The following is a 13972-nucleotide window of genomic DNA, read 5'->3' as shown; positions in this document are numbered from 1 at the left end:
GCGGGGGATTCGACCACCGATCGTCAACCGCGCCCGACAGCGCTGACCTCGAACGCCCGATTCACCCGATGAATCCGGACGGTCGCCTCGCTGCGCCGTCAGGACCCAGCCCGAGAGTTCCGATGCGCCGTCGTTCCCGCCTGCTTGCCCTGTTCACCTCGATCGTCGTCGCGACGGGACTCATGTCGCTCACGGCACCCGCCGCGTTCGCTGAGGGCCCGAGTGAGGTGACGCTGCTCAAAGAGGTCTCGACACCGAACGTCGTGCCGGGCGAGACCTTCTCCTACGACCTGACGGTGGGCTGCTCAGCGCTCGACACCGGCACCGGATGCACGAACGCCGTGCTCACCGACCCGATCCCCGAGGGGTTCGAGATCCTCGCGGTCGACGTCGGCCAGGGTGTCAGTGCCGCCGACCCGGTCATCACCGGCAACACCGTGACGGTGACCTTCACCGACCAGCTCGAAGACCCGGCCGGCGCCGTCGGCCTCATGGACTCCTCGACCGGTGTGGTGACCATCACCGTCCGTGTGCGCGACGACTTCCCGTTCGCGCAGTCGGGCCTCCCGGTTCCGAACACCGGCACGTTGAACGCGAGCAACGCGATCGCCCCGGCGAACTCGACGGCGATCGTCACCCCGACCGTGGAGCGCACCCTGCTCGCCGGCGCTGAGAAGAGCTTCGCGCCCGCCTCGGCAGCCAACGAACCGGGTACCGCGACGACGGCGACCCTCATCGGCCGCAACGCTTCGAACGGCCCGGTCGACCGCCTCGTCGTCACCGACCCGATCGATCCGACAGCGGCGCCGAACCCGTTCCAGTACCTGGGCGTGACGGCGCTCGGCCAGGTCACCCTGCCCGAGGGCGCCGACCGCGTCCAGGTCGACGTGTGGGACGGCACCGACTGGGTTATCGGCAGCCCCGCGGCCACGGCGACCCTGCCCGACGGCGTCGACCCGGCCAGCATCGGCGGTCTGCGCTTCACCTTCGACAACAGCGGCGGCGCGCAACTGCCGCTCGGCGCGACCGCGACCATCGACGTCGACCTCGAACAGCGCGAGAACGTCGCCGGTATCGCCGGTCCCACCGACGTCGCGAACGTCGTCACCGCGACCGTCGTGCTCGGCGACGAGTCCGACGACGCCTCCGCCACCGGCGTGTACAGCATCGTGCCGACCGTCGTCGACGTCGCCGCGACGAAGAGCTTCGAACCCGACGCGATCGTCCACGGCGAGTCGAGCACGGTCACCACGACGGTCACCAACGACAGCACTGACGCGGTCACCTCGTTGAGCATCACCGAGCCGAGCGGGTCGAGCATCCCGGAGGGCATCGAGTTCGACGCCTTCACGACCGGTGTCGTCTGGCCCATGGGCGCCACGGGTGCCTCTGTCACCTGGACCTACCGCGACGGGACGACCGAGACCATCGCTGCCGGCGCAGCGGACACGTTGCCGGCGCCGGCAACCGGCAAGCAGGTCGCCGGGTACACGGTCACCTTCACCGGGACCATCGCGGCCGGTGCCGAGGCCACCGTGCCGTTCGGCATCACGACCGACCCCGACTTCGCGCCCACCCCATTCGTCTGGGACAACCTCATCGAGGGTTCCGCGACCGCCGTCGACGGGACCGTTGGCACCACCACGGCGAGCGACCAGCTCACGATCTACGACGAGCACCTGGCCGTCGAGGTCGCGAAGCGCATCGCACCGGCCAGCATCCTCTCGGTGCCCGGTTCGCCGGCGACCGTGCTGCTGCCGACCGAGCTCCTGCCGTTCCCCGCCTCCACCACGAACGCCGACCAGATCGTCGTCCAGGACCCCCAGGTGCTGCCGGCCGTGCCGTCGCCGAACCCCTGGTGGAACTCGTTCGACGCCACCGCGATCACGCAGACGGCGATCCCCGCGAACGCGACCCTCACCGTCCAGTACTGGGACGGGACGCAGTTCGTCGACCTCCCCGGCGCGACGGGTGTCGCCGGCCCGCGGATCTTCTCGATGCCGATCCCGGCTGAGCTTCGCGGCTCGATCCAGGGTCTGCGCTTCCAGTTCGACTCCGAGATCGGGTTCGCGCCCGGCACCAAGGTGCAGCCGAACTTCGGCGTCGCGCTCCGTGCCGACAAGCGGGACGCGAGCGGCGCGGCAGCCGGTGGCGACGACGTCATCGAGAACTGCGCAGCTGCCGGGGCTTCCGCCGCGAACATCGACCCTGCCACCGGCGTGACCGCGGTGCCGTGCCCGACCATCACGCTCATCCCGGTGGAGCCGGGTCAGGGCGACCTCATCGAGAAGACCTTCCTCGAGAGCTCGCCCGGGGCTGGTCAGACCGTCATCGCGCGTTCGGGCGACAGCATCCCGGCTCGGATCGACTGGTCGACGGGCGGATACGCCGACCTCGACACCGTCGTGATCTCCGACACCGCCGACCCCGCGACGACGCCCGTCGAGGACACGGTGTTCAACGCCTTCAACGTCACCGGCGTGGACCCGATCACGGCCGAGCAGGATCCGTGGCTCCAATACGACCAGGTGTTGCGCGTCGAACTGTACGACGGCGACGGTTGGGTCGAAGCCCAGAACGATCCCTGCCCTGGGGCGTGCGACGGCACCTTCCCCGGTGTGAGCTTCACCGCCGCCGAGCAGGCGTCGACGGTCGGCGTCCGCCTCGTCTTCGCGGAGAGCCCCACGCGCGCCGCGACGATCGGTGACGACCCGACGGCTCCGCAGGTCGGCAGCGGGGTCGCCCGTTCCATCGGCAACGACCGCTCCTTCGTGCTCGACTTCCAGGTCCGGGACCTCGTCCGCGTGCCGGTCACCGACCCCGATCCGGCCGTCGGTTCCCGCGAGTACAACGCCGGTCCGGGAACGCCCGGCCAGGTCGTCAACACCGCGCGAGCCTCGGGGCTCGACAGCGCCGGTGACCTCGTCGTCACCGACGTCGACTCCGACACCGTGACGCTCATCGACGTGCCGCTCAACGTGCAGGTCGACAAGACGTGGACCGGCGGTCCGCTCGGCATCCCGCCGCTCGGCACCGATCAGGCCTTCTTCCCGTCCGGCCGCGCGAGCATCGTCGCGACGAACGTGACGGCCGCGAAGGTCGACAGCCTGTCGATCACGGAGCCGAACCCGGATTCGACCTCGGCGCCGTTCGACGTGTTCAACATCAAGGGCTTCGTGACCATCTCGCAGCCTGCGGGCACCGTCGACACGGTCGTCGAACTGACCGCGTCCGACGGTTCCGTGCAGACGGTCTCGAGGACGACGGCGCTCGGGATGACCGAGGCGCAACTCGTCGACGTCGTGTCCGTTCGCGTGCTGCACACCGGTCGTATCGACTCGGGTGCGCAGGCCACGCTGACGCTCGACACCCGCCTGCGCGCGACGCACCGCAGCACCGACGCCCCGGTCACGGTGGCCGACTCGGCCGTCGCGAACGACACCGTCGCGCAGGTCGCCGACCTCGGAGGCAGCCCCGACAGCAGCCCGACCGCGACCGACGACGCCTCGATGGTGCTGCAGGCGATGAGCATCTCCGTCACCGCAGGCAAGACGTTCAACACCGTGTCCCAGCAGGAGCCGAACCGGGCGCCGATCACGATGACCCTCTCGGGTCGTCCCGGCGGCAGCGTCCGCGCGGTGGAGCTCGTGCTCACCGACGACGCCGGCACGTTCTGGAACGCGTTCGACTACGTCGGACTCGCCCCGCAGATCACGCTGACGGCTCCGATCAACCGCGTGCAGATGGACGTCTGCGTCGGTCGAGACTTCAGTGACGTCTCGCTGGACTGCGTCGCTTCCGGAGGAACATGGGTGAACGGCACCGCCCGCACCGCATCGCAGTTCAACGCGTCGCCGCTGCCCGACTCGGTGGCTGCGAGCGACGTCGAGGGCGTCCGGTACACCTTCACTCGCGCTGACGGCGCGTTCTGGGAGAACCCCGCATCGCCGCTTCAGCAGGTGCCGGTCGCCGTGCAGCGTCGAGTCGACCTCCGGTCCGGAGGCGAGGTGCCTTCGACGCTCGCCGGGAACCAGCCGGCACCGGGCGAGAGCGCGGCCGGTGTCTTCAGCAACCGCGTCGTCGCCGATGTCACTGGCGCACTGACCGGCGGCGAGGGCGCTCCGGCGCTCACTGCGACGGACGACGCCGACGCGACCGTCGGATACATCCACTCGAACAACGCCGTGACCGTCGCGAAGACGCCGACCGGTGTCCAGAGCCCCGGTCGTGTCATCAACTACGGCCTCGCGGTGACGAACTCCGGCAACACGCCGATCGTCAACCCGGTCGTCACCGACCGCCTGCCGAGTGACGCCGGTGGGGTGCAGTTGATCTTCGACCCGGCGGCGGATCCGGCGAGCTCGCCGTACAGCTACGCTCTGACCGGCGCGGCACCGTCGACCCCGAACGGGCCGGCCCTGCCGACCGACGGTGCCGACGTGACCGCTTCCGTGAACTCCGGCGCAGACGTCATCACGTTCACCTTCCCCGAGGGCAGCGTCCTCGAGGTCGGTCAGACGTACCGCATCACCGTGCAGCTGGTCTTCCGTCCGGGGCTGACGGCCAACACCGTCGTGACCAACACGATGGGCGTGACCGGTGACCGGGCGTGGGACGCCTGCTCCGGGCGTCTGGACGCCACCACGGGCGAGTGCCGCACGAACACCAGCGTGACGGTGCAGCTCGCCGGCGCCATCCGCGGCGTCAAGACGGTCAAGGCCGATGACACCGAACTCGGGACCAACGCCGTGAACGGCGCCGTGGACTGCAAGCCCAACCAGGCCGGCTTCTACCGCGGCGGTTGCGTTCCGGTCACGAAGCCCGGCGGCACCGAGACGTGGCGTGCAGTGCTCACCAATGTCGGAACCCTCCCGATGAACCGGATGGTCGCGATCGACCGCCTCCCCAAGGTCGGCGACACCGGTGCCAACAGCGCCCTGCCGCGCCGTTCCGAGTGGCAGCCGAGCTGGACGGGCGTCGCCACGCTCGCCGTCGCAGGACCCACGGCATCGATGACCACCTACTACACGACGGCCGCGAACCCCTGCGTGAGCGACCTCAACACGACCGGAGCGCAGTGCGCACCGGGCAGCTGGCTCGTGTGGGACAGCGCGGCCGCCGCCGCCGTCGACCCGGCAACGGTGACCTCGCTCAAGTTCGTCGTCGACTTCGGGACGGCGCTGCCGCCGGCCGGCACGGTCTCGATCGACCTGCAGACGCGGACTCCCGCGTACTCGCCGACGGCCGGCCCCGACACCATCGCGTGGAACACCATCGCGGTGGCGGGGCGCACGGTCAGCGGTCAGACCATCGGCACGACGCCTGCGACCGAAGGCAACAAGGTCGGTGTGGCGCTCGCGACCGGTCCGCTCGAGGCCCTCAAGGAACTCGCGGGTGACGGCGCCGAGCGGTACGCGCCGGCGACCTTCACCGGTGACGTGACGTGTGTTTCGGTCGGCGAGGACATCCCCGTCCGTCCCATCACCCTGTCGGCCGACGGCACGCCGGTGTCGGTGCCCGACCTGCCGTGGGGTGCCGAGTGCACCATCGCGGAAGACGACAACGGTCAGACCTCGGAGCAGATCAACACCGTCACGATCGTGCGCCCGCCGCAGACGGTGCCCGTCGTGATCGCGACGAACACCTACGACCTCGCAGGGCTCGTCGTCGAGAAGTCCGTCGCCACGGACGCCGTCGATCAGGACGGGACGCCGGTCTCCTACGGACCCTTCGACGTCGCGGTGCAGTGCCTCTTCCTCGACGAGCCGGTCTACGCCGACGGCTTCTCGGCTGAGACCCCGATGACCGCGACGCTCGCCGATGGTGAGTCCGCCTCGTTCACCGGCCTGCCGGCACGTGCCGACTGCACGGTGACGGAGACGGACCCGAAGGGTGCTGTCTCGACGAGCATCACGATGACGACGGCCGACGGGGCTGCGGAGCCGGTCGACGCCACCGACGCGCCGGTCACGCTGACCGCGGACGCCGACGGCGAGCCGACGAACACCGCCTCGATCGTGAACGGGTTCGCCGACGGTGCACTCGAGATCACGAAGGTCGTCACCGGTCCCGGTGCCGAACTCTATGGAGCCGGTCCGTTCGTCGTCCACGCGGTCTGCACGCTCACCGACGACTCCGGCACGCGCGTCGTCTGGGACGGCGACGTCACCCTCGGCGGTGACCTCCCGCTCGTCGCGACGATCGAGCACCTCGCTGCAGGCGCGGTCTGCGCGATGACGGAGACGCAGACGGGTGGTGCCGACATCGTCGACATCGCCTCCTCGGCGGACCCGATCGCACCGGACGCGACGGTCGGCTTCACGGTGACGAACACCTTCCTCCTCGGCTCGCTCGAGGTGACGAAGGCTGTGGCCGGTGACGGTGCGGAGCGGTACGGTCAGGGCGTCTTCACGGTGCAGCTGAGCTGTGTCCGCACGGTCGACGGCGAGTCCGTGGCTGTCGAGATCCCCGGTGGTCCGACCCGCGAGGTGTCGATCGACGGTGGACTCATCGCCGACTTCGACGCCCTGCCTGTCGGTGCGGAGTGCCGCATCGTCGAGTCGCTGAGTGGTGGCGCGACCAACTCGATCATCACCATCGGCTCGGGTGAGGGCGCGGAGACCGGCTCGGGCACCGAGGGTGTCGAGACGACGATCCAGTCGGACGCCACGCTCGCCGCCACGATCACGAACGTGTTCGAGGTCGGGTCGATCACGGTCACGAAGGAACTCGCGGGTGCGGCAGCCGCTGCGAACGCGGACAAGACCTTCACGGTCGCGCTCAGCTGCCTCGCCGACGTCGACGGTGAGTCCGCCGCCGTCGAGATCCCAGGCGGTGCCGAGCGCACACTGTCCCGCGACACCGGCCTCACCGCCGAGTACGCGGAGCTGCCCGTCGGTGCCGAGTGCGAGCTCGTCGAGACGGATGCCGGTGGCGCGACGTCGACGGCGATCACGCCGAACGACGGCGACGCCGCTGTCGGTGTGGTCACGGTCGCCGCGGGCGAGGCTGCGACCATTGCGGTCGTGAACACCTTCGACCCGGCACCGGTCGTGCCCGCTGACCCGGGTTCGGCACTCACGGACGGTTCCTTGAGCTCGACCGGCTTCGCCGGAGCATGGCTGTGGATCGTGGGAGGCGTCCTGGCGCTTCTCGGTGCTCTGCTGCTCGTGCTGAGTGGTCGCCGCCGCCGCGGTAGCGCCCAGTAGCAGTTCCTCCGTCGTTCGGTCCAGCTCGGTGCGCTGGACCGAACGCGGGGGTCCGCAAGACCACCTGCTGACAGGTTCCCCAGTTCCGACGATCTACGCGAGCGAAAGCCCGCGGGCTCGTCGGAACTCTGGGTCCACCTGTGAGGTCGGCCACAGTTCTTCGCGAAGACGCTCGAGCAAGGTGTCACCTCTGTCTTCCCAAGCCGCCGTGGCTCGGTCATCATCGTCCTCGGCATGCGGTCGTTCGGTACGTTCCTGCCAGGACTGCAGCCACGATCGAAGCTCCACGGTGAGTGATGAGCTCAGTCCGAGCTCCTCCGCAGACACGGTGTACTCATCGGCTTCGTCGTCCCACAGAGGGTCCAATCGGCCATGATCCGGAAAGAAGCGGATCCGCCGCAAGAGGCCTTGGCTGGCCAGCTCGTGGTGACGAATCGTGCTTTCAGGCGTTGCGAATGGCGGCACACGCAGCTCTACCTGGCTGCTCGGGTCGAGTACCCATCGTTCGCGTTCCACGCACTGGAGCGTACAACCGAGGGGCCAGAGCCGGGACGGTGTCAGTCGACGATGGCGATCGCGTCGATCTCGACCAGCATCTCCTCGCGGGGGAGACCCGTGAAGACGGTCGTGCGGGAGGGCAGGACGCCGCCCGCGATGCGCGAGCCGACGAACTCGCCGTAGGCGTCGTTCATGATGCTGAAGTCTTCGCGCTTCGTGAGGTACACGCGCAGCATCATGACGTCGTCGAAGCTCGCGCCACCGGCCGCGAGGATCGCCTCGACGTTCTGCAGCGTCCGGATGGTCTGCGCGGCGACGTCGCCCGGGAACAGGTACTCGTTCGTGGCCGGGTCGACGGGGCCCTGCCCGGAGACCTGGACGAAGTTGCCCTTCCGGACACCCTGCGAGAAGGTGTGCGCCGGTGCGGGAGCGTCCGTGGTGGAGATGGCGGTGCGTGCGGTCATGGGGGTGTTCGTTCCTTCGTGTTGGTGGCGCTTCGACAGGCTCAGCGGCCGAGGTTGGACGGCCGTGGCCGGGGTGGAGGCTCAGGTGGCGGGGTGGGGCTCAGTCGCCGCCGTGGTGGGCGTGACTGACGCGCTGGGAGTGCGCGCCTCGGCGGGTGCGTAGCCGAGCTCGATGGAGATGGCCGCCGTCGTCGCGAGGAGCTGGGGGAGCAGGCCTCTGACGTCGGCGTGTGGGAGCACCATCGTCGGCACCGAGATCGACACGGCGGCCGCGATGCGTCCGTCCGGCCCGAACACCGGGGCGGCCACGCAGTTCATGAAGCTCTCGTGCTCCTCGTGGTCTTCGGCCCAGCCGCGCTCCTTCGAACGCTCGATGTCGGCGAGCAGGGCGTCGGCGTCGGTGATCGTCTTGTCGGTGTACCGCTCGAACACGATGCCGTTGACGATGCGCCGACGTTCGGCCGGGTCGAGGCCACCGAGCAGTACCTTCGCGACGCCGGTGGCATACAGCGAGGCGGGAAGGCCGACGCGGGAGTACATGCGCAGCGGTTGTCGTGACTCGACCTTGTCGATGTAGAACACGGAGCCGTCTTCGTAGGCGGCGAGATGGACGGTCTGCCCGGTCGCCGCCCCGAGCGCGCGCAGATGCTGTGATGCGACACCCCGGACGTCCTGCTCCTCGAGCGCCGTCTGGGTGAGCTCGAACATCGCGGGGCCGAGGTGGTAGCGGAATCCGGCGTCGCGGGTGACGAAGCCGTGCTCTTCGAGCGTGTTCAGCAGACGCAGGACGGTGGTCTTGTGCACGCCGGCCGTTGCGGCGAGGCCATCGAGGGAGTTGGTGCCCGACACGATCTCGCGGAGGAGGTCGAGGGCGCGCGACAGCGATTGACTCATGTCTTGATCATCCCCTGTGCCGCGATCGTCGTCCACGGGAGGGGGCTCGCGGGCGAGATGCGCCACGACGCCCACGCCTCGTCGGTGGCGTCGACGATGGCCTGCACGCCGTCAGCGTCGGGGACGAGTTCGGGGCGATCTCCATGACAGATGAGGGTGGAGGCGGCGATCGCGTGACCGAGCCGCATGCAGGCGGCGTCGGGAGCGCCGGAGGCCAGGCCTGCGAGGTATCCGGCTGCGAAGGCGTCTCCTGCTCCGACCGTCTCGACGACGTCGACCACGAGGGACGGGACCTCGGTGCTGTCGCTCGGCTCGTCTCGATGGACCGTGGTCGCGGCGTTGGACTCGTCCTTCCGCACGATGCGTTGCAGTGCTGGGAGCTCTGCGAACAGGCGCGCGGGATCGGCGTGCCCGAAGAACAGCTCGGCTTCGTCGACTCCGAGGAAGAGCACTGCCGCCTGATCGAGCAGGCGGTGGAGCGGAGCCGTCGACCGGCCCTCCCAGAGGCGAGGCCGGAAGTTGAGGTCGACACTCAGCACCGCATCGGTGACGAGGGCTGCTCGCAGGACCCCGACGAGTTCGGCCGTGGAGTCGGACAGCGCCGGCGTGATGCCGGAGGTGTGCACGATGGCTGAGGCGTCGAGCGCGGAACGGGTGCTGGCGTGCTGGAGCGTGGACGCGCTGAGCTGTGAGGCCGCAGAGCCGCTGCGGTAGTAGTGCATGCGCGGGCGGCGGTCGCCGTCGGCCGCGACGACCGTCTCCTTGATGTACAGGCCGGTCGGGCGCTGGGCGTCGCGCTCGACCGCATCGACCAGGACGCCGTCGTGGCGGGCGGTGTCGAGGACGTAGTCTCCGAAGCCGTCATCGCCGACGCGTGAGATCCAGTGGGTGGGGATGCCGAGGCGTGCGAGGCTGGACGCCACATTGAACTCGGCTCCACCGACACCGGTGCGGTACTCACGGGCCTCTGCGAGCGGGAGCTGGCTCTCGGGGAGCAGGACGACCATGGCCTCGCCGATCGTGCTCACGGTGGACGGTGACGTCGTCATCACAGTTCGCCTCGCGTTCCGGCCGATCTCGGTTGACGGCCTCTGGCGTCAATGCTAGAACAGACGTAGCGCTGCATGCAATACACGTTGCACAATACGCAACGAATGAAGGGCAAGCGGTTCTCGACATCGAAACGAGGAGACCATGACGGACGACTTCGACGCCAGCAGGATCGGTGTGCTCGACGGCAGCCTCAAAGGCTTCCCGCCGGCTTCCGTCGGTCTCGATGCCGTGGCCTTCCTCGCCGCCGCGCCTGCACTGTCCGGGTTCACCACGCCACTCGTCACCCTCGACCGCTCGGCTGTCCGCGACAACGTCGAGACGATGCGCCGCTGGTGCGAGCGCGCCGGTGTCGGTCTCGCCCCCCACGGCAAGACCACGATGAACCGCGCGCTCTGGCAACGCCAGCTCGACGCCGGCAGCTGGGGAATCACCGTCGCCACCCCGTGGCAGCTCGCGGTCGCGCTCGACTGGTCGATTCCGAAGGTCATGCTCGCCAACGCGCTGGTGCAGCCGGAGCACCTCCGTGCCGTCGCTCGTGCGCTCGACGCCGGCGACGCACAGATCGTGGTGTGGGCGGACTCCGTCCGAGCGGTGCAGATCATGGCCGCAGTGCTCGCCGAGCAGCCGCCGCGCCGACCGCTGCACGTTCTCGTCGAACTCGGGGCCCCCGGCGGACGTACCGGCGCACGAGACCACGCGACGGCGCTGGAGATCGCCGAGGCGGTCTCCGCATCGCCCGAGCTCGCCCTCGCCGGCGTGAGCGGTTACGAGGGTGCGCTCGCCCATCACGGCGACGACGGCTCGCTCCGCATCGTGCACGACTACCTCGTCTCGCTCGCCGACCTCCACACCACCCTCCTGCGTGCCGACCGCTACGACGCCCGTGTCGACACCCTGATCGTCACCGCCGGTGGCAGCGCCTACTTCGACGTGGTGGCCGAGGTGCTCGCCAGCCTCCGCGACCTGGCAGGCAGCACTGGCCGCGCCGTCGACGTCCTCCTCCGCTCAGGCGCGTACATCACCCATGACGACGGCTTCTACCGCGGCATCAGTCCACTCTCCCGGCACACGGGCACAGGCGACTTCCGTTCCGCCATCCACGGCTGGGCGACGATCGTGTCGCGTCCTGAGCCCGGTCTCGCGCTCGTCGACGGCGGCAAGCGCGACTTCCCCTTCGACGAAGGCCTACCCGAGGTGCAGGGCGTCCGCCGCGCCGGTTCGAAGACCGTCGAACCCCTCCCCGGGGCCACGGCCACGGCCATGAACGACCAGCACACCTTCATCGCCCTCCCGGCCGGAAGCGACCTCGAGGTCGGCGACGTCGTCCGGCTCGGCCTCTCGCACCCGTGTACGACCTTCGACAAGTGGCGAGCCCTCATCGTGATCGACGACGTCCGCGGCGCCGATCCACTGGCCGTCGACGTCGTCACCACCACCTTCGGCTGATCCAGCCCCGACGACCGAGCCGGGCTCGCCGGCGAGAGAGGACCGCATGTCCAGCATCACCACCCCGCACGCACTCGACGCGCTTTACGACGACCGCGCGATCGCCGTCGTCCGGGTGCCCGTCATCCCCGACCCGGTGGAGCTGTGCCGTGCCCTCGCCACCGGCGGTATCCGCAGCGTCGAGTTCACGTTCACGACGCCGGGCGTCGAGGCGCTGATCCGCGCGGCAGCCGACGCACGCGCAGACCACGGTGCCGTCATCGGAGCCGGAACGGTCGTCGACGCCGACACCGCGCGGCGGGCGATCGACAACGGCGCGCAGTTCCTCGTCACTCCCGGGCTGAGTGAAGAGGTCGCCGAGGTCGCACTCGCGGCAGGCGTCCCGTTCCTCCTCGGCGCGATGACACCGAGCGAGGTCATGCGTGCGGCGGCGCTCGGTTCGCACGCGGTCAAGATCTTCCCCGCAGCGACGATGGGATCAGGGTTCCTGAAGGACCTCCGAGGTCCGTTCCCCGAGCTCCGTCTCGTACCCTCCGGTGGGCTGCACGCCGGGAACGCGCGGGAGTACATCCAGGCCGGCGCCGCCGCCGTGACGGCAGGATCGAGCGTCGTCGGTGCCGCACACGTCGCGGCCGCCGACTGGGCGGGCGTCGCTGCCCGGGCCACCGCGTTCACGGAGGCGGCGCTCCTGCCATGAGCGTTGCATCGGCGGGCAACGGCCGGGCGGTGCTCGTCCAGGACGCCCGCATCATCGACGGCACGGGCGCACCGAGCGTGCACGGGTCGGTGCTCATCCAGGACGGCCGCATCGCGGCTCTCGGAGGTGCAGCCGAGCACGCCGCACCGCACGACGCCCACGTGATCGACGCCTCCGGCCTCGTCGCAGCACCGGGCTTCATCGACATGCACGCCCACTCCGACCTCGCTGTCCTGCGCGATCCCGAGCACCTCGCGAAGGTGTCGCAGGGGGTCACCACGGAGGTCCTCGGTCAGGACGGGCTCTCCTACGCACCCACCGACGATCGCACCATGGCGATCATCAGGCAGCAGATCGCGGGCTGGAACGGCGAGCCGGACGATGTCGACTTCGCCTGGCGCACGGTGGGGGAGTACCTCGACCGAGTCGACAGCGGTGCGGCCCTCAACGTCGCCTACCTCGTACCGCAGGGTTCGGTGCGGATGCTCGTCGTCGGCACCGAGAATCGACCGGCAAGCCCTGCGGAGCTCGTTCGGATGCAGGAGATCGTAGCGACCTCGATGCAGGAGGGAGCCATCGGCCTGTCCTCCGGACTCACCTACGTGCCCGGCATGTTCGCCGACACGGCCGAGCTCGTCGCACTCTGCACGGTCGTCGCCGAGCACGGCGGCTTCTACGCGCCGCATCAGCGCTCCTACGGCAAGGGCGCTCTCGAGGCGTACGCCGAGATGATCGAGGTGAGCCGGCAGTCCGGCTGTGCGCTCCACCTCACGCACGCGACCATGAACTTCGGCGTGAACGCCGGCCGTGCGGCCGAGCTCGTCGCGCTCATCGACGAAGCCATCGCCGACGGGGTCGACATCACCCTCGACACCTACCCGTACCTCCCCGGTTCAACGACGCTCTCCGCGCTCCTACCGAGCTGGGCTGCCGTGGGCGGGCCGGCTGCAACGCTCGAGCGCCTCCGCGACCCGTCCGTGCGGGCGCGGGTGCGTCATGAGGTCGAGGTCGTCGGCACGGACGGCTGCCACGGTGTCGTCACCGACTGGTCGACGATCGAGATCTCGGGTGTCGCGAACCCGGAACTGGCGCCGTTCGTCGGCCGAACCGTCGCGGCGATCGCCGAAGAGCCCGGGCGGTCCTGGTCCGGAGACCCCACGGCAGTGTTCTTCGAGATCCTGCTCGCCGACCGCCTGGCGACCGGCATCCTCCAGCACGTCGGAGACGAGGCGAACGTCCGCACGATGATGGTCCACCCGGCGCACACGGGCGGGAGCGACGGCATCCTCATCGGAGCCAAGCCGCACCCACGCGCGTGGGGCACCTTCCCCCGCTACCTCGGCCACTACGTGCGCGAAGAGGGTGTCCTGGGGCTCGAGGAGGCCGTCGCGCACCTCACATCGCGGCCAGCGGCGCGGCTGGGCCTCCGAGACCGCGGCGTCCTGCGCGTCGGTGCCGTCGCCGACCTGGTGCTCTTCGACCCGGCCACCGTCTCCGACCGTGCCACCTTCGCCGAGCCCCGTCAGCAGGCGGCCGGTATCCCCTGGGTCTTCGTCGCCGGCATCCCGGTCATCGCCGACGGCCGTCGCACCACTGCGACACCCGGCCGCGCCCTCCGCCGCCCGTCGGCCTGACCCCCTGCCCCCCTGCCCTCTCCAAGACCATGTTCAGAATTCAGGGAATCTCTCGGCGACTCCGCTGAAATCGGCTGA

Annotated in this window: 8 protein-coding genes; 4 read left to right on the top strand and 4 right to left on the bottom strand. The window is 69.8% G+C overall.

Annotation, left to right across the window (positions count from 1 at the left end; all coding sequences use genetic code 11):
* Positions 1-122 precede the first annotated feature (122 nt).
* Positions 123-7208 carry a DUF5979 domain-containing protein gene (locus KXS11_RS11360; protein WP_437385694.1) on the top strand — a complete coding sequence of 2362 codons (7086 nt, stop codon included), beginning with the start codon at positions 123-125 and terminating at the stop codon, positions 7206-7208.
* A gap of 93 nt (positions 7209-7301) precedes the next feature.
* Here the strand turns inward: KXS11_RS11360 and KXS11_RS11355 are convergent, their stop codons facing one another.
* The 4 genes from KXS11_RS11355 to KXS11_RS11340 all read right to left on the bottom strand — a co-directional run bounded on the left by KXS11_RS11355 (position 7302) and on the right by KXS11_RS11340 (position 10113).
* On the bottom strand, positions 7302-7724 hold the full coding sequence (locus KXS11_RS11355; RefSeq protein WP_437385693.1) for a hypothetical protein: 423 nt from the start codon (positions 7722-7724) through the stop codon (positions 7302-7304).
* Positions 7725-7765: 41 nt separating this feature from the next.
* Positions 7766-8170 (bottom strand): RidA family protein, encoded by a 405-nt coding sequence (locus KXS11_RS11350; RefSeq protein WP_437385692.1) that lies wholly within the window; start codon positions 8168-8170, stop codon positions 7766-7768.
* Between the two features lie 81 nt (positions 8171-8251).
* A complete protein-coding gene (locus tag KXS11_RS11345; protein ID WP_437385691.1) occupies positions 8252-9064 on the bottom strand; it encodes an IclR family transcriptional regulator in 813 nt (270 codons plus the stop codon).
* Complete coding sequence (locus tag KXS11_RS11340; RefSeq protein WP_437385690.1) at positions 9061-10113, bottom strand: sugar kinase; 1053 nt, start codon at positions 10111-10113, stop codon at positions 9061-9063. The genes KXS11_RS11345 and KXS11_RS11340 overlap by 4 nt, the downstream gene beginning before the upstream one ends.
* 145 nt (positions 10114-10258) lie before the next feature.
* On the opposite strand from KXS11_RS11340, the gene KXS11_RS11335 reads away from it, so the two are divergent.
* The 3 genes from KXS11_RS11335 to KXS11_RS11325 are packed head-to-tail and all read left to right on the top strand — an operon-like array spanning position 10259 to position 13894.
* Positions 10259-11563 (top strand): amino acid deaminase, encoded by a 1305-nt coding sequence (locus KXS11_RS11335; RefSeq protein WP_437385689.1) that lies wholly within the window; start codon positions 10259-10261, stop codon positions 11561-11563.
* Positions 11564-11609: 46 nt separating this feature from the next.
* The gene (locus tag KXS11_RS11330) at positions 11610-12260 is read left to right on the top strand and encodes a bifunctional 4-hydroxy-2-oxoglutarate aldolase/2-dehydro-3-deoxy-phosphogluconate aldolase (protein WP_437385688.1); all 651 of its coding nucleotides are present in this window, start codon (positions 11610-11612) and stop codon (positions 12258-12260) included.
* The gene (locus KXS11_RS11325) at positions 12257-13894 is read left to right on the top strand and encodes an N-acyl-D-amino-acid deacylase family protein (RefSeq protein WP_437385687.1); all 1638 of its coding nucleotides are present in this window, start codon (positions 12257-12259) and stop codon (positions 13892-13894) included. Before KXS11_RS11330 ends, KXS11_RS11325 begins: the two co-directional genes overlap by 4 nt.
* The last annotated feature ends 78 nt before the right edge of the window (positions 13895-13972 follow it).

The sequence above is a fragment of the Plantibacter flavus genome, from assembly GCF_051487245.1.
Classification (GTDB): domain Bacteria; phylum Actinomycetota; class Actinomycetes; order Actinomycetales; family Microbacteriaceae; genus Plantibacter; species Plantibacter flavus_B.
Note: the sequence above shows the minus strand (reverse complement) of the source record. Positions and strands in the feature narration are given on the sequence as shown.